Below are 21,878 nucleotides of genomic sequence, written 5' to 3' on the forward strand. Positions count from 1 at the left end.
CGGGCTTCCGTGCCACAGCTCGCCGCCTCGGCCGCCGCCTCAGTCCATCAGCGCCAGCACCGGGCCCGCCGCCAGCAGTACGTACTGCGCCCCCACCGCGCCACCCCGCACGCCCCGCAGCATCGAGCCACCCGGCAGCGCCGCCGCGGCCAGGCCGATGAGCCCGGACAGGTGGAGGGACCAGAAGCCCGCGCCGATGTACGACCCCGCGACGCCGTCGCCCGGATCGACCGCGTCGGTCAGCGCGATGACGGCCATCAGGACGTAGCCGCCCAGCAGCAGCCCGAGACCGCCCAGCGCCCAGAGCCGGAGGGCGAGGAGGGCGCCGCGGTCGGCGGTCTGCTCAGGCGTGCGGGCGGGGGCCGTCGTCGTTGTTTCCATGCCCCGATGACATCACCGGGGCGTGGCGCCGCGCTTCGGCGCCCGTACTCACCCCGTACCCGCCGTCGTACTCACCCCCGAGCCGGCCTCCGCACGCTGCACCGGAAGGACGAGGGCGGAGTCCCCCTTGTCCGCCCCCGCGCCCGTGCGCCACGCCGCGAACACCAGCAGCCCCAGAGTGAACAGGGGGTACGGCGAGGCCGGCAGCTGCTGCCACCACGGCAGCCGGAGATCCAGATCGCCGTCGTGCGGCACGATCCAGAACGTGCGCGCCGTCCACACCACCCCGACCGCCGCCGCCGTACGGAACCGGCGCTCCGCGATCAGCACCGCCAGCAGCGGCACGCACCACACCCAGTGGTGCGACCAGCTGATCGGCGACACGAGCAGCGCGGTCAGGGCCATGACCAGCACGCCCCAGGTCTCCAGCCCGGCCCGTACGACGGCCCGCCGGGCGATCCACAGCCCGGCGACCGCCGTGGCCCCGGCGGCCACCGCCCACACCAGGCCCGGCTCCGCGGTGTGCAGGAAGCGCCCCAGCATCCCTTGCAGCGACTGGTTGTCGACGATCCACGCCTTGCCGACCCGGCCCGTCTCGAACAGGCGCGTCGTCCAGAACTCGCCACTCGCCTCGGGCAGTACGAGCGCCCCGAGCAGCACGGTGCCGGTGAAGGAGGCCAGGCCGATCAGTCCTGACCGTACGCGCCCGGTCACCAGCAGATACACGATGAAGACGGCCGGAGTCAGCTTGATGCCCGCCGCGACACCGAGCGCGAACCCCTTGCCGAGCGCCTGCTCGGGCCGCGACAGATCCCACAGGACGAGGCAGACGAGTGCGAGGTTGATCTGTCCGAAGAGGACGGTCTGGAAGACGGGTTCGAGCCAGAGCCCGACGGCGACGGCGGCCAGCAGCGGCACGGGCCCCGCGGGCATCCCCGCGAACCGCCAGGACAGCCGTACGAGCAGCGCCAGCAGCGCGGCGTTCCCGATGACGAAGACGACCTTGAGGGCGTCGAGGGGCAGCCAGGTGGTGGGGACGAAGAGGATCGCGGCGAACGGCGGGTAGGTGGCGGGAAGTTGCCACTGGGTGACCGTGAAACCGTAGAGATCGGTGCCGTCCACGACGGCAGCGCCTTCCGCACGGTAGACGAGTGTGTCGGCCATGGGGATGCGCCGGGCGACGCAGAGAGTGGCGAGTGCGGCCAGCGACAGGGCGAGCGCGCCCACTGCGGCGAGTGAACGGGGCGTCACGGTCCGGTAGGTCACGGCCGCGACCCTAGTGGATCAGAGGCGTTACTCAGCAGCGCGGCGGGACGGGGCGGCGCGCGAGTGGCGCGATACGGGTCGCGGGGCGCCGGCGGGCCTCGGTACGGGTCAGCGGCGCTTGATACCCGCCTCCTCCGCGTACTCCCCGAGGACGGCCACGTTGAACGCGGCGCTCACGAAGACCTTGACGGCGCGCAGCGCGTTGCCGAGGTGGTGGGCGTGGTGGGGGACGGAGCCCGTGGCGGTCGCGCCGGGGGGCTGCGAACCGTGCGGGGCATGGGCCGGGGTAAAGGTTGCGGTACTCATACATCCATGATGGGCACACGCGCCGGGTGAGGCATCGCCCTGCGGTGTGAGCCTCGCGCGAGGCCGTGTACGACTACGGTCCCGTGGCATCCCCTACGGGACGGAGGCCGCGGATGGCCCGCGGGACGGACGCGCTCCCGCCGCCCAGGACTCCCGCCGGAGGCCCCTGGCACCCGGCCCCGCGGAAAACCATTCGTCTCCTCGTCACCCGCTGGCTACAATCGCCCACCTTGCCCGCCTCCCTCGCGGAGCGCCGTCGTCCGGACGGAAACCGGACGGCCGACCGCCATGACGTGATTCCACGCCGAACGGCCACCGCGGCCCGTCGCCCGACGGGGTGCGGCCCGTCGGCCTGCGTAAAGCCCCCGGAGGCACCACCGTGTCCGCGCACGCCCCTGACCCCGCCACGACCCCCGCCGACGCCCCCCAGGACCCGCTTCTGGCGCGGGAACGCGCCCATCTCGCCGCTTCCCGCTCCGCCCTCCGCGCCATGCGCGAGGACGTCCAGGCGCTCGACATCCGCGATGTCACCGCGAACTGGGTCAACGCCGCCGTCCTGGAGGCCCAGATCGAGGACCGCGTCAAGGCGCTCGCCGATCTCGCCCACACCCCGCTCTTCTTCGGCCGCCTCGACTATCTGCACCCCGTGGGCGCGGCCGAGGCCGAGGGCGCCGAGGGCGAGCGCCCGCCGCCGGAGGCGGCTTATCGAACACTGCATATCGGCCGGCGCCATGTCCACGACGCCGACGGCGATCCCATGGTCATCGACTGGCGCGCCCCCGCCTCCCAGCCGTTCTACCGGGCCTCCAAGAAGGACCCGCTGGACGTCGGGCTGCGCAGGCGCTTCGGCTACACGGCCGGTGACATCACCGCGTACGAGGACGAGCACCTCTCCGACCCGGCCGAGACCGCGCGCTCCAGCAAACTGCTCCAGGCCGAGATCGAACGGCCGCGCGTCGGCCCGATGCGCGACATCGTCGCGACGATCCAGCCCGAGCAGGACGAGATCGTACGGAGCGGCCTCGGCGGTTCCGTCTGCGTCCAGGGCGGCCCCGGCACCGGCAAGACCGCCGTCGGCCTGCACCGGGTCGCGTATCTGCTGTACGCGCACCGCGAGCGGCTGGCCCGTACCGGCACGCTCGTCATCGGCCCGAACGCCTCCTTCCTCCACTACATCGAGCAAGTCCTGCCCGCGCTGGGCGAGTTGGAGGTGCAGCAGGCGACGGTGGACGATCTGGTCGCCTCGGTGGACGTACGCGGCACGGACCCCGCGCCGGCCGCCGTCGTCAAGGGCGACGCCCGCATGGCGGAGGTCCTCAGACGGGCCCTACGGTCCCACGTCACCCCGCCGACCGAGCAGGTCGTGGTCGTACGCGGCTCGCGGCGGTGGCGGGTACCGGCGTACGAACTCGAAGAGATGGTCGACCAGCTCCTCGCCCGGGACATGCGCTACGGCGCCGCGCGCGAGGCCCTCCCGCAGCGGATCGCGCACACCGTGCTCGTACGGATGGAGGAGGCGGGCGAGGCGCCGGACGACCGGGTGCAGGACGCGGTGGCCCGCAACCCCGCGGTCAAGGCGGCGGTGAAGGAGATCTGGCCGCCGGTCGACCCGGCGAAGCTGGTGCTGCGGCTGCTCTCCGACGCGGAGTTCCTCGCGGCGCACGCGGAGGGCGTCCTCACGTCCGACGAGCAGAAGACGATCCTGTGGACGAAGCCGGCGCGGAGCGTGAAGTCGGCGAAGTGGTCGGCGGCGGACGCGGTACTGATCGACGAGGCGGGCGACCTGATCGCCCGCACCCACTCGCTGGGACACGTGGTGCTCGACGAGGCGCAGGATCTGTCCCCCATGCAGTACCGCGCGGTGGGCCGCCGCTGCTCGACCGGCTCGGCGACGGTACTGGGCGACCTGGCGCAGGGGACGACGCCCTGGGCGACGACGAGCTGGGCCGACGCGCTGCGGCACCTGGGCAAGGCGGACGCGGTGGTGGAGGAACTGACGGCGGGCTTCCGCGTGCCGCGCGAGGTGATCGCGTACGCGTCGCGGCTGCTGCCGTCGATCGCGCCGGGGCTGGCGGAGGTGGCGTCGGTCCGGGAGTCGCCGGGCTCGCTCTCCGTACGGCCTGTGGCGGCGGGTGGTCTCGACGAAGCCGTCGTCACGGCCTGCGCGGAGTCGCTCGCGCACGAGGGCTCCACGGGCCTGATCGCGGCGGACGCCCGTATCCCGGCGCTGCGCGAGGCGCTGACGGCGGCGGGGCTGCCGTACCTCTCCCCCGGCGAGGAGACAACGGCCGAGGCCCGCCTGACGCTGGTGCCCGCGTCGCTCGCGAAGGGCCTGGAGTACGACTACGTGGTCCTGGACGAGCCGGCGGCGGTGGTCGACGGCGAACCGGACGAACGAACGGGGCTGCGACGGCTGTACGTGGCCCTGACGCGGGCGGTATCGGGCCTGATCGTCCTGCACGCGACGGACCTGCCGGAGGCGCTGTCGCCGCCGACGACGTAACGCCGTCCGGCGGGGGCGCGTGGTGCGGGTGCGCGTCGCCCCCGGGGGCGGCCCCGGAGGCGGCCCCGGAGGCGGCTCGCACGCTCGACCGGGCCCGCTCCGCTACGGTCCGGCTCGGCGGAAGCTATGACGCGGACGCCGAGACGCCGAGAAGACCGCAGGTGGCGAACTGTGGTGCCCGCGTACGCGGGGGTGTACCCGGGCGTACGGGCTCAGCCCAGCGGAAGTTCCGTCAGCATCACCGCGTACACCGGCGAGTCAGGGAAGGGCCGGCGCTCCCCGACTTTCCGGAAGCCCCAGGACTCGTACAGGGCTTGCACCCTGGGATGTTCCACATCCACCAGGAGGACGGCGAGATCCTCGTCCCGGGTTTCGAGCAGCACGCGCGTGACCAGCTCGGCGACGCCCTTCTTGCGCCAGTTCGGGCGCACGGCCAGCTCGGAGTAGGCGAACGTACGGGGCTTCTCCGGAGCGGGGTCGAGGTGTTCGCGCCACCACTCGCGGTCCGGGTTGGCCGGAGCGCCGTACGCGAAGGCCACTGGCTCGTCACCGTCGTATGCGATCACGCAGGCGAAGGCCGGGTTGCCGCCCCAGTGGTCCACGAACCAGGGGAACTTCTTCTTGAACTCGTCATCCCTGTCGGCGTCTTGGGCTTCGGCGTGCACGTCGATGATCGTCTGCCTGATCCGCGACAGGTCTTCGTGCGTGAAGTGTCGGACATCCAGCTCGGCGGCGCTCAAGCTCGGCTCCATTCGGATCGGTAGCGGTCTCCCCACTCTCTGGCGACGCTCGCGTCCGGCGCAAGGGTGATCAGGTCCCGGTAGTAGTCCCCGAGCAGAGACCGCATCCGGCCGGGCATCGGATTGCCGCTCATCAACTCGAATACGGTCGAGGCCGTGGCACATGCCTGGTCGATGTCGCGCTGGTGGAGTTGGGCCAGGGCGAGCCGGGTGGTCGCCAGAGCCCGGTTCCGCCGGAACTGAGCGGGGATCGCGGCCAGGGCCTGGTGGGAGGCGGCCTCGGCTTCCACGGGGTCACCGATCTGATCCCGGATGATGGCCGTCATGGCTGTCAGCTCGGAAGGGCCGTAGAAGGCCAGCCAGCTCGGACGGGGCTCGTCCAAGGCCGCTTTGCCCAGGGCCTCCTGGGCATATCCCAGGGACCGCAGGGCGGCCTGACGGTCACCCGGCTTGGAATGGGCGACGGCCGTACGGGCGTGAGCCAGGGAGCCGTACAAAGGGTTTCGCCGGGCGATGGCCGTCGCCTGGGCCGCGTACCCGGAGTCCACCGCCTCGCGTGGCGTCCAGGGCCATGAGTGCGTCCAGGCCGGAGCGGAGCCGGATCACGTCGGAGGTGCCCACAGAATGCGGGGAATGAGCGGGGCGACGACGGCCGCTGTCGTGCCGGTGGTCGCGGTGAGGAAGTTCCTGCGCCTCACGGGCTGCTCCGGAGTGGTGAAGGGGCATCGTCTTGGCGCCGGTGGGCTGAACCCCAGCTCCTCGGCGGTACTGCCGAATACTGCCTTTAACGCCTCACGCTGGCGGGTGTGCGGCCATCGCGTTTTTCCCGTGAGCCAGTTGCGAACCGTGCGGTCGCTCACCGTGCCCTCGTACCCGAGGGACATCAGACGGGCGTTGACCGCGTCGGCCAACTAGGCCTGGGTGTAGCCGCATTCACGCATGGCGCCGTTGAGGCTCTCATTCCCCTCCACGTACCCACCGTAGCCACCGGAACCCGATCGGTGAGCGGAGTCGCCCCGAATTTCCGGTCGGCGGGCAGCGGCGCGAGACCGATTCTTCCTGATCCCGCACCGTTGGCCGTCTTCTACTCGGACAGGACCGCTACACCCATGTGTATCGGCCACGCCGGAGTCACGCCGGGTCGTCCGCCAGTTCCGCCACTCCCGTGATGCGGTGCAGCGGGTACGTGCGGACCTCGTCCGCCGTGTGGTCGTAGCCCGTGACGTAGCCTCCCTCGACCCGGACCGGGGCGATGACGCGTTGGCTGGCCGCGCCGTCCGCGTTGACGTAGCCGATCCAGACCGCTGAGCCCGTCATGGCGGCGGCCTGGACCGTGGCGAGGGTTTCGGCGGAGGTGGTGCGGGGGAGGGCGCCGTTTCTGGAGGCCGCCGCCGCGGAGGCCAGGGCCGCCGAGCCGGAGCCGGAGGGTTCGGGGACCGGTTTGTGGACGACCGTGGCGGCCAGGTCGCCCGCGCGGATGGCCTTCACCGCCGCGCTGAGCAGCGCCGTGTCCGGGGTGGGGGGTCCGTCCGGGACCGGGGCGGGGGGCGTTCTGGGCGGGGTGCGGTGGGCGTGGGCGCGGGTGATCATCACGTCGCCCTCGGCCGACTCCGCGGCCGGTGCGAAGCCCATGACGCGCAGCCCGTCGAGCAGGGTCACCGCGTCGGCGTGGGCGGCCAGTACGGTCGGGGCGAGGCGGCGCAGCCGCAGGCCCTGGGAGCGCTTGTCGGCCAGGATCTCGTCGAGTACGGCCTCGTCGTCGCAGCGGACGTACGCGGAGGCCGCGCCGACCCGGAGGTGGCCGTGTTTGCGGGCCACGTCGTCGATGAGGTAGGCGAGCGGCTGGGGGACGGGCGTACGGCTGTGGTTCCTGAGGAAGTCGTGCAGGTCGGACGCCGACTGTCCGGCGTCGAGCGCGCGGCGTACGGAGCCGGGGGTGAAGCGGTAGACCGTCGCCCCGCCCTTCGACTCGACATCGGCCGCGATGGCGAGCAGTTCGGCCAGCGGACGCAGGAGCGGGCCCGGAGCCACGGCGGTCAGGTCCGCCTGGAGGAGGACGTGGTCGAGCGGTTCGGGGAGCAGCGGCGCCAGGGCGTGCGCTGCTCGCACGCCCGCCGCGGCCAGATCAGCGGGGGTGCGCACACCGTCCGCCGTCGCCGCCGGGTCGCCCGAGGCGTGTGCGGCGTCGGTGGCCGCCGGGGCGACCGAGGCGCGTGTGACGTCCGTGGCAACGGGGGTACCTGCGGCGTCCGGCGCCAGCAGCGCGCGCGTGTGCGACGCGAGCGCTCCCCGGCCCGTGATGCCCAGCATCTCCGCCTCGTTCAGCGTCCAGGCCGCCAGCCGCGCCCGCAGATCGTCATGCCGGCCGGTGCCGGACGCGCCGCGCAGGGGGCGTTCCCAGCGCAGTCTGGCGAGCAGCGATTCGGGGTCGGGGGCCGTGCCTTCGGGGAGGGTGGCGAGGAGGTCGAGGATCCGGCGCCGTACCTCGGGCGCCGCGCCGCGGTCCAGGTCGGGGCCGAGCGCGGCGAGCGTACGGCCCTTGGAGTCCTGGCTGCCGACCAGACCGGCCGTGCGGGTCGCCGTCAGCCAGGCCGTGGCGAGCCGGGCCCACCGCTCCGGGGCGGGCAGTTCCTGCCAGTCGTCGTAGGCGGGCGTCGGGGCGTACCGTTCGTCGGTCTCGCCGTCGGCCGCCAGCAGCCCCGCCGCGTAGGCGAGTTCGACCCAGAACGCGGCCACGGACTCGGTCACGTCGAGAGCGGTGGCGGTGCGCTTGAGGTCGCGTACGGACAGACCGCCTGCCCGCAGGACGTTCGGGCCGCCCTCGTTCCAGTCCTTGGCCAGCTCCTCGATGGTGGCGAGCGCCGTGTACGCCTGCCCGGCCGCCGTGTTGTCCACAACCTGTGGACGGGCGCCCGCGCTCGCATCCGAGGCACGGGGCGCGATGGCGGGCGCCACGGGCTCCGGCGTACGGTGCGCGCGCCCGGCGCGCAGATGCAGCGCCGCCTCGCGCGGCAGGACGACCGTGCGGGTGGTCGCGGGCAGCAGCAGCCCGCGGTCGCGCAGCCACTGCACGGGCGGGGTGGGGCTGGAGGTGACCTCGCCGTACGGCGGCCCCCACACCAGCCGGTCCAGCACCGACAGGGCCTCCACGGGGGCCGTGTCGAGCAGCGCCGCCATCCGCGTACGGTCCGTGAAGAGCGCGGTGAGCGAGGCCACGGCGGAGACCGGATCGTGGGTGGACGGCAGCCCGGCGGCGGTCAGGATCTCCTGGAGCCGGCCCGGCGACATGCCCGCGGTGGCCTCGGCGACCGTCGGGCCGAGCCCGGTCGGCGAGGGATGGGTGGGGGAGGGCGCGAGCAGCTCGCGGGCGGTGCGTACCAGCCGCAGCCGGTCGTCCGCGCCCCAGATCAGCGCCCGGTCGCGCAGCGTCTCCACCGCGCGGGGCAGGACCGCCTCGATATCCGGGTCGCCCTCGTCGCCGGTCAGCAGCGCGCGCAGCGTGTCGTACGACGCGGGCTCCGTGGCGACGGCCAGGGCCTCCGCGGTCTGGAGCGTGAACCGGTCGAGCCGTTCCAGCGCCCGTACGACGGAGGCGCGGGTGCCCGCGCGCGTCGCGAGCTGCGAGAGGTCGCTCGGTACGGGATTGAGCAGATCGGGGCGGGCACGCAGGAGCGCGACGAGCGAGCCGTCACCCTGGGTGCGCAGGGCCTCCGCGAGCGTACGCGGTGGCGTACCGCCGGTTCCTTCTGGCACGTGCGCCTCCTGGTCAGGCTTCGCGGGTCCCCATCCGTTCCACGTTAGCCCCTGGGAGGCGCTCCGCCCGCGCCCCCGGGCCACGGGGCGCCGCCGCGCCTTCTTCGTACCGGATGTTTCGTACTGGATGTACGGACGGATGTACGGGCGGACATGCCGGCGGAGGTGCGGGGCACCGCGCGCGGGTGCGTGCGGGCGCGTGCGGGGGCGCGGCGCGGAGGTACCGGGGTGGACGTACGGGAGTGACTTCGACACGATCGCCTACGGGTATCCGTCGTGATGGCGGCTGCCGGGCGTGCTTGTGCGGAGGACTGTGTGGGGATCGAGAGCGATCAGCTGGTCTATGACTATCTGAGCCGCGTGGGAGACGAGGCTCAGCAGCGGCATCTGCCCTCCGGGGACCGGATGAGGCTCGTGTCGTCGCTGCGGAACGAGATCGACAAGCAGCGCGGGAAGGCCGGCGGGGACAGCCCGGCCGCCGTACGCCGCATCCTGGGGCGGCTGGGGACACCGGACGCGGTGGTACGGGCGGCCTCCGAGGGCGCCTCGGGCGACGACGCCCCCGCCCGCGCGCCGGAACCGCGGACCGCGCTGCCGGAGCAGCGCGCCCGCCGCGTGAGGGGAGCCAGGAGACTGGTCATCCCGGAACAGGCGTCGGAGCCGCCCGCCCCCGCGATGCCCGCCGCGTCGCCGCCGCATCTGGCGGGCATGGACGAGCTGGGCCCGTCCGGCCGGCAGCCCGACTGGTGGCGGATCGAGACGGGGCCGATGAGTGCGGGCCCGGGGGACCAGGTGCCGGGGTTCGTGGGCGGGGTCGAGATCCCCGACATACTCAAGCCGCCGCCGAAGGAGAGGCCGGGCAGGACGGCGGAAGGCGCCGAGGACGCCGATGCCGCGGACGGCGCCGAGTCCGCCGAGTCCGCCGAGGACACGGCGGGGGACCGGGCGCGAGAGCCGGCACCGGGCGCGGGCCGTCGCCGGCTCCTCAGGCTGTCGCGGCGGAGGCAGACCGCGGAGAAGGGGGCCGGCGGACGGGCCGGCGGGCTCACTCACCCGTTCCTGCTGCTCGCCGCCGCGCTGCTGGTCGCCGGAGCGGTGTTCGGCTCCCTGCTGGCCCTGGGCGGCGGCTGGCTCCTCGCGTACGCCTCCCGCAAACTCTCCCGCGCCGAGGCGAAATGGGCGGTCTTCGGACTCCCCGGGATCTCGGCCGCCGGGGGGCTGCTCTGGATCTGGGGCCGGCTGGACGGCCGCTGGGGCGAGGCGATCCCCGAGGACGGGATGGCCGACGCCCTGTCCAGCGCCTGGCCGGTGGTGCTCCGTACGGCGGCGGTGGCCTCCGCGCTGTTTCTGGTCTGGCGTGCGCGACGGAAGCCGGCGGGGTAGGGCCTCGGGTCCGGGGGTACGGGCGCGGGCGCGGGCGCAGGTGCGGGTGCAGGCGCGTGGTGCGGTGCGGCGGGGTGCGTACCAGCGCGTACCGGTGTCCGGACAGACACCGTACGCACCCCCGTACGCACCCCGCCGCCCTCAATCAAGCCCTCACTCCACCTCGCGCTCGACCCGGATCCACAACTCCGCGTCCGCCCGCGCCCCGTCCTCCGACAGCCGCGTGCGCAGCAGCTCCGGGCCCGGCACGCTCCGGTACGGATTGGACGGGAACCACTGCGTGTAGACGTCCCGCCACAGGTACTGGAGCGCCCGCGGGAACTCCCCCGAGCTCTCGAAGACCGCCCACGTCCCGGCCGGGATCGTCAGCGTCTCCATCCCCTCGGGCGCGGCGGCATCGGTCACCACGCCGTGCAGATAGTCGAGTTCGGTGCCCTCGGCGCGGCTCTCGGCGAGGTCGTCGGTGACGGCGACGATCCCGCGCGGTTCCTGGCCGGAAAGCTCCCCGAGCTCCTCCAGCCGCTGGAGCGTCTCCCGGCCGAGGCCCCGGATGAACGAGACGATCGCCGGGTTCATGCCCTCGTGCACGAGCGGGACCCGTGTCTTGGGACCGACCACCCTGAACTCCGGCTTCTGGACCACTCGGTACCGCATATCAGCACTCCCTTCGACGATGAGGCGAAAGGACATCCGTGGCTGGGAGCGCAGCGTCGCGCCGGTGCGCCGGGCCTCGCCGGGACCGACGCCGTGCAGGGCGCGGAACGCGCGCGCGAACGCCTCGCCCGAGCCGTACCCGTACCGCACCGCGACATCGAGCAGCGTCCGCTCCCCGCCGAGCACTTCCGCGCCCGCGACGGTGAGCCGTCTGCGGCGGATGTACTCGGAGAGCGGTATGCCCGCCAGCGCGGAGAACAGCCGCCGGAAGTGGTACTCCGACGTGACCGCGATCCGCGCGAGTTCGGCGACCTCGATCCGCTGACCGAGATTGCGCTCGATGTGCTCCATGGCCTGGTTCAGCCGTTCCAGCATCACCGGACCTCCTTCCCTTACTGATCAGCCACGTTAGGGAGGGACCGCCCCACCGGACCCGGCAATCCGTGCCCGGTCCTGTCGGGTCGCGGAGGAGTCCGGGAGGCGCGGAAGAGACCGAGCGGAAACAGGGAAGAAGCCGGAGAGGAAGCCGGGAGGGTTACGAGGGGCCGGCACCAGGCCGGTACGGCGCGCCCGGCACCACCAGCGGCGATCCCGTCACCGGATCGGGTACCACCACCGACTCCAGGCCGAAGACCTCCCGTACCAGCTCCGCCGTCACGATCTCCCCCGGCCGCCCCTCCGCCACGATCCGTCCCGCCTTCATCGCGACCAGGTGATCCGCGTACCGCGCCGCCTGGTTGAGGTCGTGGAGCACGATCACGACCGTACGGCCCTGATCGTGGTTGAGGCGGCGGACCAGATCGAGCACCTCCACCTGGTGCGCGATGTCCAGGAACGTCGTCGGCTCGTCCAGCAGCAGCAGATCCGTCTCCTGCGCCAGCGCCATCGCGATCCACACCCGCTGGCGCTGGCCGCCCGACAGTTCGTCCACCGAGCGGTCGGCGAGAGCCGTCACGTCCGTACGCTCCATCGCGTCCGTCACCGCGCGCTCGTCCTCGTCCGACCACTGCTGCCACCAGTGCTGGTGCGGCTGGCGGCCGCGCGAGACCAGGTCCGCGACCGTGATGGCCTCCGGGGCGACCGGCGACTGCGGGAGCAGGCCGATGGACTGCGCGATCTTCCGGGTCGGGATCCGGGCCAGCTCCGTACCGTCCAGCAGCACCGAACCGCCGCGCGGCTTCAGCAGCCGGCCGAGCGCCCGCAGGGTCGTGGACTTCCCGCAGGCGTTCGGGCCGACGATCACCGACACCTGCCCGTCGGGAACGGCCAGGTCCAGTTCATGGACGACCGTGCGGTCCTCGTACGCGAGCGTCAGCTCGCGGGCGACGATCCTGCTCATGCCTTGCCTCCTGCGGTACGGCCGGTACGGCCGCGGACGATCAGCCAGATCAGATACGGGGCGCCGACCGCCGCCGTCAGGACACCCACGGGGAGTTCGGTCGGTGAGAACAGCCTGCGGGCCAGCAGATCGGCGAGGACGACGATCACCGCGCCCATCAGCGCCGAACACAGCAGCGGGATCTGCGCGGTACGGGTCATGCGCCGGGCGATCTGCGGAGCCAGCAGCGCCACGAAGTCCACCGGGCCCGCCGCACCCGTCGCGACCGACGCGAGCACCACACCGAGCAGGACGAGCCCGAGCCGTACGCGGCCCAGCCGTACGCCCAGCGCCGTGGCGGTGTCGTCGTCCAGCGAGACCGTGCGCTGCGCGCGCGCCGCCCACAGCACCGCGGGCACCAGCGCGAGCAGCAGCCAGCCGAGCGGCGCGGCGGCGTCCCAGCCCCGGCCGTTGAGGGAGCCGGTCATCCAGACCTGGGCCTGCTGGGCGACCAGATAGTCGCCCTTGGTCAGGAAGAGCGTCGTGACGGAGCGCAGGGCGATCGCGAAGCCGATGCCGATCAGCACGAAGCGTGTGGCGTGCAGCCCGCCGCGCCAGGCGAAGACGTACACCAGCGCCGCGGCGACGATGCCGCCGGCGACGGAGAGATAGGGGAGGACGGTGTACGAGGTGAGACCGAACGTCATCGCACCGACCGTGAGCGCGCTCGCGCCCTGGCTGATGCCGATGATGTCGGGACTGGCGAGCGGGTTGCGCGCCACGGTCTGGATCAGCGCGCCCGCGATGCCGAACGCGAGCCCGACCAGCAGCCCGACCACCATGCGCGGCAGCCGCAGGGTGCCGACCACCAGATCGGCCGAGGAGGTCTGTCCGAGAAGCACCTTCAGAACCTCGGACGGCGCTATGAAGCTCTCACCGACACTCAGATACGCCACGCACACGGCGGCCAGCGCGACGGCGAGCGCGAGTGCCACGACCGCCGCCCGCCGGTGCAGCAGGAACGAGGCGCGTCCGATCCGTACCCGCGCGTAGCCCGCCGGGCGGACCCCGCCGGCCCCGGCGGCGCGCTCCGGGGCCTCCTTGAGAGCCGTCGTCATGCCGGCACCGCCTTCCGGCGTACGAGAGCGACCAGGAACGGCACCCCGAGCAGGGCCGTCATCACACCCGCGGGGACCTCGCTCGGCGGGAACACGATCCGCCCGATGACATCGGAGACCAGCAGCATCACGGGGCCGATCAGGGCCGCCATCGGGAGCACCCAGCGGTGGTCCGAGCCGACGATCGCGCGGGCGATGTGCGGAACGGCGAGACCGATGAAGGCGATCGGTCCCGCCGCCGCGACCGCCACTCCGGTCAGTACGGTCGCGCCGAGGCCGCCGACGATCCGGACGGCCGCGACGTTCTGGCCCAGGCCCTTCGCCACGTCCTCGCCGAGGGCCAGGGCGTCCAGGCCGCGGGCCACGGATATCACCAGTACGGTGCCGAGCAGCAGGAACGGCCAGACCTGACCGGCCACTTCGGCGCCCCGGCCCGCGATCGAGCCCACCTGCCAGAAGCGGAACTCGTCCAGCGTCGCCGCGTTCGTCGTCAGGACCCCCATCGTCACGGAGACCAGCAGCGCGTTGATCGCCGCGCCGCCGAGGGCGAGTTTGACCGGGGTCGCGCCGCCGCGCCCTCGGGCGGCGATCGCGTACACCGCCACCGACGCCACCGCCGCGCCCGCGAAGGCGTACCAGACATAGCCGGAGAGCGTGTGTACCCCGGCGAGGGTGATGGCCAGGACGACGCCCACGGAGGAGCCCTGGCTGATGCCGAGGATGCCGGGGTCTGCGATCGGGTTGCGGGTGATGCCCTGGAGCGCGGTGCCCGCCAGGGCGAGCGCGGCGCCGACCATCAGTCCGATGAGCGTGCGCGGCACCCGTAGTTGGCGGATGACCTCGGCGTCGTCGCTGTGGCCGCCGTGCAGCAGCGCGTCGACGACGGCGGAGGGAGCGACGGCGCGCGCCCCGACCGCGAGACTCAGCAGGACCGAGAGCAGCACGGCCACCACCGCTGCCGCCGTCCAGCCGATACGGCGGGCGACCAGGGCGTGTCTGGTGCTGTGGGTCGGCGGGGCGGCGGCTGGCATCGGAACCAATCGGACGGTGCGACAGGACGGGCGAGGACCTACGGGCGAGGACGGGAGGTCGGGGGAGGACGGGCGGGACGTGCGAGACCGGGCGGTGGTTAGGCTTGGCTAAGTCTAAGCACCCGGTTTCGGCCATCTCCCGGGGCCCGACGTGTGTACCGGCGCCCTGGGCACAATGGCCCCATGGCTTCCCTCACGGCTCGGCGACCGCTCACCGTCGGCTTCGACCTCGACATGACCCTGATCGACTCACGGCCCGGGATCCGCGCCGTCTACCAGGCGCTCGCCGAGGAGACCGGGGTGCCGATCGACGCCGATCTCGCGGTCACCCGGCTCGGGCCGCCGCTCGAACAGGAGCTGGCGCACTGGTTTCCGGAGGAGCGGGTCGCCGAAGTGGCCGACCGTTACCGGGAGATCTATCCCACATTCGCGATCCCGCCGACGCGGGCGCTGCCCGGCGCCCGGGAGGCCGTCACCGCCGTCCAGGAGCTGGGCGGGCGCGCGATCGTCGTCACGGCCAAGCATGAGCCGAACGCCAAACTCCACCTCACCCACCTCGGGATCGAGCCGGACGCGGCGATCGGCTGGCTGTGGGCCGAGGCCAAGGGCGAGGCGCTGCGGGAGCACGGCGCGTCGGTGTTCGTCGGCGACCACATCGGTGATGTGCGCGGGGCGCACACGGCGGAGGCGCTCGCCGTCGCCGTACCCACCGGGCCGTGCGACGAGGAGGCGCTGCGCGGGGCGGGAGCCGATGTGATCCTGCCCGACCTGACGGTCTTCCCCGCCTGGCTGGAGGGCTACGCGGCCGGCTTGGCCCCCCGGCGCTGAGCCGCGATCGAGCGCAGCACACCCGCGGCCGCGACGAGGAAACCCACTCCCATCAGCATGCAGACGGCGTACGCGATGGACGGGAAGGGCTCGGTGCCGAGGAACAGCGGCGCGACGGTGATCAGGGTGGCGAGGGCGCCGACTATGAAGACGATCGCGCCGACGCGGACCAGTCCGTCGCCGGGTCCGGCCTCTTCCGTCGCACGTGGTTCAGGAGTAGCAGTCACGCCACCAGGGTAGTTCCCTGCGGAAAGCAGCGGACAGGAACCATCCGGCGACGTCTTGTCACCAGCCTCTGGACCATTAGCCTTGGTGATGGCGGGTCGATGGACCCGCTGTAGTGCTATCCAGAGCCGTTTTTGTGCGCCAGGGGGTGTCGACATCCTCCGGCGCCCCAACGAGTACGAGGACGAGGACAGACGTGCCTACCGGCAAGGTCAAGTGGTTCAACAGCGAGAAGGGCTTCGGCTTTCTCTCCCGCGACGACGGCGGCGACGTCTTCGTGCACTCGTCGGTCCTCCCCGCCGGAGTCGACGCGCTCAAGCCAGGCCAGCGCGTGGAGTTCGGCGTGGTGGCGGGGCAGCGCGGTGACCAGGCTCTCTCGGTGACGGTCCTCGACCCGACGCCCTCGGTCGCGGCGGCCCAGCGCCGCAAGCCCGACGAACTGGCCTCCATCGTCCAGGATCTGACGACGCTGCTGGAGAACATCACGCCGATGCTGGAGCGCGGGCGCTACCCCGACAAGGCGGCGGGCGGGAAGATCGCCGGCCTGCTGCGCGCGGTGGCCGACCAACTGGACGTGTGAGCCGCGCGGGGGCGGTTCCGACGTGTGCCCGCGGCGGCTGCCGGCCGGGCGGTCCGGACACGCGACCGCGGCCGTGACCGGCCGGGCGGTTCAGACGAAACGCAGCGCGTCGTGGCCGAGAGGCGGTACGAGCCCCTCGGCCGCGGCGCGGGTGAGCAGCCCGCGGACGGCCGCGTAGCCGTCCTCGCCCAGATCCGCGGTGAACTCGTTGACGTACAGCCCGATGTGCTGGTCCGCGACCGCCGGGTCCATCTCCTGGGAGTGCGCCAGTACGTACGGCCGTGAGGTCTCCGGATCGTCCCAGGCCATCCGTACCGACCTGCGGATCGACGCGGCCAGCAGCTGGAGTGCCTCCGTGCCCAGCGAGCGCTTCGCGATGATCGCGCCGAGCGGGATCGGCAGTCCCGTCGTGGACTCCCAGTGCTCGCCCATGTCGGCGAGGCGGTGCAGCCCGTAGTCCTGATAGGTGAAGCGCGCCTCGTGGATGACGAGTCCGGCGTCCACCTTGCCGTCGCGCACCGCGGGCATGATCTCGTGGAAGGGCAGCACGACGACCTCGCCCACCCCGCCGGGGAGCACATCCGCCGCCCACAGCCGGAAGAGCAGATAGGCCGTGGAGCGCTCGCTCGGTACGGCGACCGTCCTGCCGGTCAGATCGGCGCCCGGCTCCTTCGTCAGGACGAGCGGGCCGCAGCCCCGGCCCAGCGCGCCGCCGCAGGGCAGCAGGGTGTACTCGTCCAGGACCCAGGGCAGCACGGCGTACGAGACCTTCAGTACGTCGAACTCCCCCCGCTCCGCCATGCCGTTGGTGATGTCGATGTCCGCGAACGTGACGTCGATGTCGGGCGCGCCGGTGACCCTGCCGTGCGCCCACGCCTCGAAGACGAAGGTGTCGTTGGGGCAGGGCGAGTAGGCGATCTGCAGCGGCTGCGGGGTCATGACGGCTCCTCGAATACGGGGGTGAGCAGCGTGAACGCGTAGCGCAGCGCGTCCAGCGCCTCGCCGATCCGCCAACCGGCGCGGTCGCGCGGGCCGACGGTGTTGGAGATCGCGCGGATCTCGGCGCACGGTACGGAGTGGGCGGCGGCGGCCTCCGCGACCCCGAAGCCCTCCATCGCCTCGGCGGCGGCGCGCGGATGACGCGCGGTCAGCTCGGCCGTACGGGCGGCCGTGCCGGTCGCCGTCGTGACGGTGAGGACGGGCGCGAGGACCGAGCGGACCCGCGGATCGGCGTCCAGGACCTTCGACAGCCGGGCGGTCAGCGCGGCCGGCGGCGCGTGGACGCTACGGCCGAAACCCAGCTCCTCGACCGGCAGATAGCCGTCGGGGGTGTCGGCGCCCAGGTCCGCGGCGATGATCGTGTCCGCGACGACGAGCGAGCCGAGCGGGGCGTGGGGCGCGAAGCCGCCGCCGATACCGGCGGAGATGACCAGATCGTACGGAGGGTCGTACGGGGAGGCCGCCAGCGCCGTCGCCGTGGCGACCGCGGCCGCCGCCGGTCCCGCGCCGCCCGCCAGGACCTCCACCACCGGTATCCGCACGGACCCCGGCCGCGGGGTGAACTGCGCGTGGGTCGTCATCTCGTACCCACCCGTCAGCTCCCGGACACCGGCGCCCGCGAACCGGTCGAGGCCCGCGGCGACGGAGTCCGCCTCCGCGGCCACCGCCGTGACGACAAGTACGCGCATGGCGGGAGCCTCCAGGGGCGCCCGGCCTCCGGGGCCGTACCGGCCGCCGGATCACCGGGTCGGTCAGGAATTCTTCTTGAACTCGAAGTGCCAGATGCCGGTCAGCGTCTTGCCGTTCGTCTCGACGATGCTGACCTGCGTGTCGCTCGTGGTCTCGCCGGTCTGGGTGGAGAAGAACGCGTTGCCGGGGATGGTCCGGTAGGTCTTCTTGTACGGCTCCTGCTCGGCCTGCTGGCCGTTGATGAAGAGCGTCCAGCCGTGCTCGGCGATCGTCGGGTCGACCCCGAAGTGGACCTTGTCGTCCATCGAGATCTCGACGACCTTCTCCGCCTTCTTGTTCAGGCAGGGCTGGATGTCGGCGGTCTTGATCGCCTTGCCGTCGTTGTAGCAGGCCGCCGCGGTGTTGATCGAGTTGTCACCGACCGTCACGGTCGCGAGCGGCGTCGGCTTTTCACAGGCGGCGAGGACGAGGAGCCCGGCGGACACCGCGCCGAGGGCGACGCCGGCCCGGCGGGACCTACCAGAGAAGAACGCAACGGTCATGGGGCGAAGGCTATCGGTCGCCCGCGCCCACGCCGCGAGGGGGTACGGCGAGCCGTCGACCGGACGCCCCGGGGGCGCGGGGCGGACGGCTGCCGCGCCCCCGGGCGCCGGGTCGGCCGGTGTCACGGCGCCCCGTGCCCGGTCGGCCGGTGTCACGGCGCCCCGTGCCCGGTCGGCCGGCGTCGCGGCGCCCCGTGCCCGGTCGGCCGGCGTCGCGCCGCAGGGTGTCGCGTCGGGCGGTGCCGCGCCTGGCCGGTGTCACCTCGGCCGGTGTCAGGGCGTTCGGTGTCATGGCGCCCGGTGTCACGCGACGCGCGCGTGGGCCGTGCCGCGTCGGGACGCGGTCAGCAGCCCGCGTGCGGCGGTGAGCGCCCCGATCCCCATGATCGCCGCGGCCACCGACATGCCAAGCACCCCGTTGAGCGGCAGCGCGATACCGATCGCGCCGCCCACCACCCAGGACATCTGGAGCAGCGTCTCGGAGCGGGCGAAGGCGGACGTCCGTACCTGCTCCGGGACGTCCCGCTGGATCACCGCGTCCAGGGACAGCTTCGACAGCGCCTGGGTGAAACCGGCCACCGCGCACAGCACCGCCATCATCAGGCCGCCGAAGAGCAGCGCCGCGACGATCGCGGAGGTGAGGGCTATGCCCAGAACCGTCACGATGATCAGTTCGGGACCGCGGGCCTTCAGCCAGGCGCCGACCGCCGTACCCAGGGCGTTGCCCGCACCGGCGGCGACGCCCACGATGCCCAGCGAGACGACGGCGCTGTGGCCGAACAGCGGGTGCTCGCGCAGCAGGAAGGCGAGGAAGAAGGTCAGGAAGCCCGAGAGGGCGCGATGCGACGTGTTCGCCTGGAGGCCGTGCAGCACCGCCGGGCCGACCGTACGCAGCGACGGCTTCCGCTTCTCCCCCTGGACGACCGTGACCAGCCGCGCCCTGCGCTCGCCCTTCGCGGAGTCCACCTTGGGCGGCAGCGTGAACGCCAGGAACGTACCGGCGAGAAAGATCAGACACGCGCCGTACAGAGGCCATTTCGGACCGATCTGATGCAGCCCGGCGCCGATCGGCGCCGCCACACCGGTCGCCAGCAGCCCCGCCAGCGTGACCCGGGAGTTGGCCCGCACCAGAGAGAAGCGGGGCGGTAGCAGCCGGGGCACGACCGCGCTGCGGACCACCCCGTACGCCTTCGACGCCACGAGCACCCCGAGCGCGGCGGGATACAGCTCCAGACTGCCCGTTATGACGGCGGTCGACATCAGGATCGCGAGCGCGGCCCGGGTGAACATGGCGCAGGCCATGGCGGCCCGGCGGCCGTGCGGCAGATGGTCGAGGAGCGGGCCGATGACGGGGGCGAGCAGGGTGAAGGGCGCCATCGTGACGGCGAGATAGAGCGCGACGCGGCCTCGCGCCTCGTCCGTCGGCACGGAGAAGAAGACCGTGGACGCGAGAGCGACGGTGATCATGACATCGCCCGCGCCGTTCACGGCGTGCAGCTCGATCAGCTTGCCGAGCCCCGACTCACCCGCGCCGTGCGCGTGGGTGGCCTTGCGGATCCATCTCGCCCCGGCGGCGAAGGGGAGCCGCAGGGCATGACCGATGGCCCGCCCGGTCCTCCGGAGCGGGCCGGCCGTACGCGTGTCGGACGACCTCACGGCTGTCACCTCGTCATAGTGCCCCAAGGGCCCCTGGTGCGAACCGAACCCGAGCATGACGGGGCCGTGACGCTGCCACGACGGACGATCCCGCGCGGGTCACCGGCGAGCCGGAGTGAGTTCACCGGCCGGTACCGGAGCGAGCCGGTCCGGTGCCGGAGCGGCGGACGCGCCCGGAATCTCTCCCGGGTGGTCTCCCGGGTGGATCCGAACACATTGTCGGCCTCCCACCTTGGGGTTTCTCCGGGTCACGGCCTGGTTGCGGTGTGGTCCGAAGTCCGGGAAAGGCGGCGTGCAGGTGGGCGGGGGGCGAGAGAGGGGGTAGCGTGCGTAGCGCGCCACCGGCGGTTGTTCTCGGCCGCGCGCCTCTTCGTCATCCCGCAGAATGGATAACGATAGGTGTGCCCGAGAAGAGGTCGGGCGTGGACGTCGATGCGGCCCTCAGGTCCGCTCCGCCCTCGGCTCGTACATCGCGAATCGGCCGGCGCACCCGTGAGACGGCGTAGGAGAGAAGCGAGACCTGTGAGTGCTGCGACGACGCGAAGCCGAACCCCCGACCGCCTGTGCGCCGAGGCGGTAGACCTCGCCAGGTCGGCTGCCGAGGAGGCCGCCGCGCCCGGCGTCGTCGGTGAACATGTCTCGGTGGTGGCGGACGGGGACCGGGTCGTCACGCACTTCTTCGAGTGCAAGGAGCCCGGTTACCGGGGCTGGCGCTGGGCGGTGACGGTCGCGCGGGCATCCCGCGCGAAGGTCGTCACGCTGGACGAAACGGTGCTGCTGCCAGGACCCGACGCCCTGCTGGCGCCCGAGTGGGTCCCCTGGAGCGAACGCCTCCGGCCCGGCGACATGGGCCCCGGCGATCTGCTGCCCACCGAGGCGGAGGATCTGCGGCTGGAGCCCGGCTACTCCGGCGCGGACGTGCCGCCGCCGAACTCGGTGCTGCCGGACGTGGTGACTCCGCAGAACCTCGCGGACCTCGTCGAGGCGGAGGACGCGGGACCTGAGGCGCCCGAACCGGCCGGCCGCGCGACGGACACGTCGCCCGCGCCCGAGCGTGGCTCGATCGCGTCGGTCGCCGAGGAACTCGGCATGCGCCGGGCGCGGGTGCTGTCGCGGTACGGGCTGCACGCGGCGGCGGACCGCTGGGACGAGGCGTTCGGCGCGAAGACGCCCATGGCACAGGCCGCCCCCGCGCCCTGCGTGACCTGCGGCTTCCTGCTGCCGCTCGCGGGCTCGCTGCGGCAGGCGTTCGGCGTCTGCGCGAACGAGTTCTCGCCGGCGGACGGACGGGTCGTATCGCTGGCGTACGGGTGCGGTGGCCACTCGGAGGCGGCGGTGATGCCGAAGCCGCCGAAGCGGGCGGCGCCGGTGCTGGATTCGATGGCGACGGACGCGTTTCCGCTGAGACCGTCGCCGGACAGCGGGTCGGTGGTCACGGCGGAGGACGACTCGGAGGACCTGGGCCACTCCTAGCCTCCCGGCGGTGCGCCTCCTGGCGGTGCGCCTCCCGGCGGGTGCGTCTCCTGGCGGTGCGCCTCCCGGCGGGGGTCGTGGGCCGGGGCGCGTTTCGGCTGGGGCCGGTGGTCCGGTGCGGGTTGTCGCCGTGGCGCGTTTCGGCGGGTGCCGGTGGCCCGGTGCGGGTTGTCGCCGGGTGGCGCTCCGGGGCTCGCGTCCGGGACTGCATGATGTACGGCGCGACTCCGGCCTGTCGTTGGTTCGGGCGGTCGTGCGCCACACATCACGCTCCACGTCCCGGACACGACCCCTGCGCGCCCCCCTTCACCGCCCGTCACCGACTACGCGGCCGTGCGCGGGGGTGGGGGGAGGCGGCGGCACCGTCCCGCACCCGGCCCCGGCGGAGAGCGACTGGCGGACCGCACCAGCGCCCCCCCACTCACTCCAGCC

At 73.0% G+C, this 21,878-nt stretch carries 20 protein-coding genes; 5 read left to right on the top strand and 15 right to left on the bottom strand.

Annotation, left to right across the window (positions count from 1 at the left end):
- Positions 1-39: 39 nt before the first annotated feature.
- From ACZ7LS_RS25500 to ACZ7LS_RS25510, 3 genes are all read right to left on the bottom strand, one after another.
- Positions 40-381, bottom strand: coding sequence for a hypothetical protein (locus tag ACZ7LS_RS25500; RefSeq protein WP_382527357.1), 342 nt, complete (start codon positions 379-381; stop codon positions 40-42).
- Positions 382-429: 48 nt separating this feature from the next.
- Positions 430-1,647: a glycosyltransferase 87 family protein gene (locus ACZ7LS_RS25505; protein ID WP_382527354.1), complete on the bottom strand. Its 1,218-nt coding sequence runs from the start codon at positions 1,645-1,647 to the stop codon at positions 430-432.
- 108 nt (positions 1,648-1,755) lie between these two features.
- A complete protein-coding gene (locus ACZ7LS_RS25510; RefSeq protein WP_382527351.1) occupies positions 1,756-1,953 on the bottom strand; it encodes a hypothetical protein in 198 nt (65 codons plus the stop codon).
- Positions 1,954-2,332: 379 nt separating this feature from the next.
- Here ACZ7LS_RS25510 and ACZ7LS_RS25515 point away from each other — a divergent pair, with 379 nt between their 5' ends.
- Positions 2,333-4,456 carry a HelD family protein gene (locus ACZ7LS_RS25515; protein WP_385136386.1) on the top strand — a complete coding sequence of 708 codons (2,124 nt, stop codon included), beginning with the start codon at positions 2,333-2,335 and terminating at the stop codon, positions 4,454-4,456.
- Positions 4,457-4,668: 212 nt separating this feature from the next.
- On the opposite strand, the gene ACZ7LS_RS25520 is transcribed toward ACZ7LS_RS25515, so the two are convergent.
- The 3 genes from ACZ7LS_RS25520 to ACZ7LS_RS25530 form a co-directional block, all read right to left on the bottom strand.
- Positions 4,669-5,208, bottom strand: a complete 540-nt coding sequence (locus ACZ7LS_RS25520; protein WP_385136388.1) for a GNAT family N-acetyltransferase — start codon at positions 5,206-5,208, stop codon at positions 4,669-4,671.
- A complete protein-coding gene (locus ACZ7LS_RS25525; RefSeq protein ID WP_385136391.1) occupies positions 5,193-5,744 on the bottom strand; it encodes a hypothetical protein in 552 nt (183 codons plus the stop codon). Before ACZ7LS_RS25525 ends, ACZ7LS_RS25520 begins: the two co-directional genes overlap by 16 nt.
- A gap of 583 nt (positions 5,745-6,327) precedes the next feature.
- Positions 6,328-8,949: a helicase-associated domain-containing protein gene (locus ACZ7LS_RS25530; protein ID WP_385136394.1), complete on the bottom strand. Its 2,622-nt coding sequence runs from the start codon at positions 8,947-8,949 to the stop codon at positions 6,328-6,330.
- A 315-nt stretch (positions 8,950-9,264) separates the two neighbouring features.
- Between ACZ7LS_RS25530 and ACZ7LS_RS25535 the strand changes: the two genes are divergently transcribed.
- Positions 9,265-10,332 carry a hypothetical protein gene (locus ACZ7LS_RS25535; protein ID WP_385136397.1) on the top strand — a complete coding sequence of 356 codons (1,068 nt, stop codon included), beginning with the start codon at positions 9,265-9,267 and terminating at the stop codon, positions 10,330-10,332.
- A 153-nt stretch (positions 10,333-10,485) separates the two neighbouring features.
- On the opposite strand, the gene ACZ7LS_RS25540 is transcribed toward ACZ7LS_RS25535, so the two are convergent.
- The 4 genes from ACZ7LS_RS25540 to ACZ7LS_RS25555 all read right to left on the bottom strand — a co-directional run bounded on the left by ACZ7LS_RS25540 (position 10,486) and on the right by ACZ7LS_RS25555 (position 14,453).
- Positions 10,486-11,361, bottom strand: coding sequence for an AraC family transcriptional regulator (locus ACZ7LS_RS25540; protein ID WP_382666743.1), 876 nt, complete (start codon positions 11,359-11,361; stop codon positions 10,486-10,488).
- A gap of 160 nt (positions 11,362-11,521) precedes the next feature.
- A complete protein-coding gene (locus ACZ7LS_RS25545) occupies positions 11,522-12,325 on the bottom strand; it encodes an ABC transporter ATP-binding protein (RefSeq protein ID WP_382527331.1) in 804 nt (267 codons plus the stop codon).
- Positions 12,322-13,422 carry a FecCD family ABC transporter permease gene (locus tag ACZ7LS_RS25550; RefSeq protein ID WP_382527329.1) on the bottom strand — a complete coding sequence of 367 codons (1,101 nt, stop codon included), beginning with the start codon at positions 13,420-13,422 and terminating at the stop codon, positions 12,322-12,324. Before ACZ7LS_RS25550 ends, ACZ7LS_RS25545 begins: the two co-directional genes overlap by 4 nt.
- Entirely contained in the window at positions 13,419-14,453 is a 1,035-nt protein-coding gene (locus ACZ7LS_RS25555; protein ID WP_382527326.1) for a FecCD family ABC transporter permease, read from the bottom strand. The genes ACZ7LS_RS25550 and ACZ7LS_RS25555 overlap by 4 nt, the downstream gene beginning before the upstream one ends.
- 183 nt (positions 14,454-14,636) lie before the next feature.
- Between ACZ7LS_RS25555 and ACZ7LS_RS25560 the strand changes: the two genes are divergently transcribed.
- The gene (locus tag ACZ7LS_RS25560) at positions 14,637-15,281 is read left to right on the top strand and encodes an HAD family hydrolase (RefSeq protein ID WP_382527323.1); all 645 of its coding nucleotides are present in this window, start codon (positions 14,637-14,639) and stop codon (positions 15,279-15,281) included.
- On the opposite strand, the gene ACZ7LS_RS25565 is transcribed toward ACZ7LS_RS25560, so the two are convergent.
- Positions 15,251-15,508 carry a hypothetical protein gene (locus ACZ7LS_RS25565; protein WP_385136402.1) on the bottom strand — a complete coding sequence of 86 codons (258 nt, stop codon included), beginning with the start codon at positions 15,506-15,508 and terminating at the stop codon, positions 15,251-15,253. The genes ACZ7LS_RS25560 and ACZ7LS_RS25565 overlap by 31 nt on opposite strands.
- Positions 15,509-15,702: 194 nt before the next feature.
- Here ACZ7LS_RS25565 and ACZ7LS_RS25570 point away from each other — a divergent pair, with 194 nt between their 5' ends.
- Positions 15,703-16,086, top strand: coding sequence for a cold-shock protein (locus ACZ7LS_RS25570; RefSeq protein ID WP_382527317.1), 384 nt, complete (start codon positions 15,703-15,705; stop codon positions 16,084-16,086).
- A 90-nt stretch (positions 16,087-16,176) separates the two neighbouring features.
- Here ACZ7LS_RS25570 and ACZ7LS_RS25575 read toward each other — a convergent pair whose 3' ends face one another.
- From ACZ7LS_RS25575 to ACZ7LS_RS25590, 4 genes are all read right to left on the bottom strand, one after another.
- Positions 16,177-17,025 (bottom strand): 1,4-dihydroxy-6-naphthoate synthase, encoded by an 849-nt coding sequence (locus tag ACZ7LS_RS25575; protein WP_382527314.1) that lies wholly within the window; start codon positions 17,023-17,025, stop codon positions 16,177-16,179.
- Positions 17,022-17,774: a futalosine hydrolase gene (locus ACZ7LS_RS25580; protein WP_382527311.1), complete on the bottom strand. Its 753-nt coding sequence runs from the start codon at positions 17,772-17,774 to the stop codon at positions 17,022-17,024. The genes ACZ7LS_RS25575 and ACZ7LS_RS25580 overlap by 4 nt, the downstream gene beginning before the upstream one ends.
- 63 nt (positions 17,775-17,837) lie before the next feature.
- A complete protein-coding gene (locus tag ACZ7LS_RS25585) occupies positions 17,838-18,317 on the bottom strand; it encodes a DUF2771 domain-containing protein (protein WP_129767063.1) in 480 nt (159 codons plus the stop codon).
- Positions 18,318-18,620: 303 nt separating this feature from the next.
- Positions 18,621-19,982: an MFS transporter gene (locus ACZ7LS_RS25590; RefSeq protein ID WP_382527308.1), complete on the bottom strand. Its 1,362-nt coding sequence runs from the start codon at positions 19,980-19,982 to the stop codon at positions 18,621-18,623.
- 513 nt (positions 19,983-20,495) lie between these two features.
- Between ACZ7LS_RS25590 and ACZ7LS_RS25595 the strand changes: the two genes are divergently transcribed.
- Positions 20,496-21,446, top strand: coding sequence for a DUF3027 domain-containing protein (locus ACZ7LS_RS25595; protein WP_382527305.1), 951 nt, complete (start codon positions 20,496-20,498; stop codon positions 21,444-21,446).
- Positions 21,447-21,878 lie beyond the last annotated feature (432 nt).

The organism is Streptomyces sp. NPDC039430, assembly GCF_055639435.1.

Bases quoted from the DNA above. Each gene is read 5' to 3' on its own strand.
- ACZ7LS_RS25500 (WP_382527357.1), bottom strand. From the start codon at position 381: ATGGAAACAACGACGACGGCCCCCGCCCGCACGCCTGAGCAGACCGCC.
- ACZ7LS_RS25510 (WP_382527351.1), bottom strand. From the start codon at position 1,953: ATGAGTACCGCAACCTTTACCCCGGCCCATGCCCCGCACGGTTCGCAG.
- ACZ7LS_RS25520 (WP_385136388.1), bottom strand. From the start codon at position 5,208: ATGGAGCCGAGCTTGAGCGCCGCCGAGCTGGATGTCCGACACTTCACG.
- ACZ7LS_RS25540 (WP_382666743.1), bottom strand. From the start codon at position 11,361: ATGCTGGAACGGCTGAACCAGGCCATGGAGCACATCGAGCGCAATCTC.
- ACZ7LS_RS25545 (WP_382527331.1), bottom strand. From the start codon at position 12,325: ATGAGCAGGATCGTCGCCCGCGAGCTGACGCTCGCGTACGAGGACCGC.
- ACZ7LS_RS25550 (WP_382527329.1), bottom strand. From the start codon at position 13,422: ATGACGACGGCTCTCAAGGAGGCCCCGGAGCGCGCCGCCGGGGCCGGC.
- ACZ7LS_RS25555 (WP_382527326.1), bottom strand. From the start codon at position 14,453: ATGCCAGCCGCCGCCCCGCCGACCCACAGCACCAGACACGCCCTGGTC.
- ACZ7LS_RS25560 (WP_382527323.1), top strand. From the start codon at position 14,637: ATGGCTTCCCTCACGGCTCGGCGACCGCTCACCGTCGGCTTCGACCTC.
- ACZ7LS_RS25575 (WP_382527314.1), bottom strand. From the start codon at position 17,025: ATGACCCCGCAGCCGCTGCAGATCGCCTACTCGCCCTGCCCCAACGAC.
- ACZ7LS_RS25580 (WP_382527311.1), bottom strand. From the start codon at position 17,774: ATGCGCGTACTTGTCGTCACGGCGGTGGCCGCGGAGGCGGACTCCGTC.
- ACZ7LS_RS25585 (WP_129767063.1), bottom strand. From the start codon at position 18,317: ATGACCGTTGCGTTCTTCTCTGGTAGGTCCCGCCGGGCCGGCGTCGCC.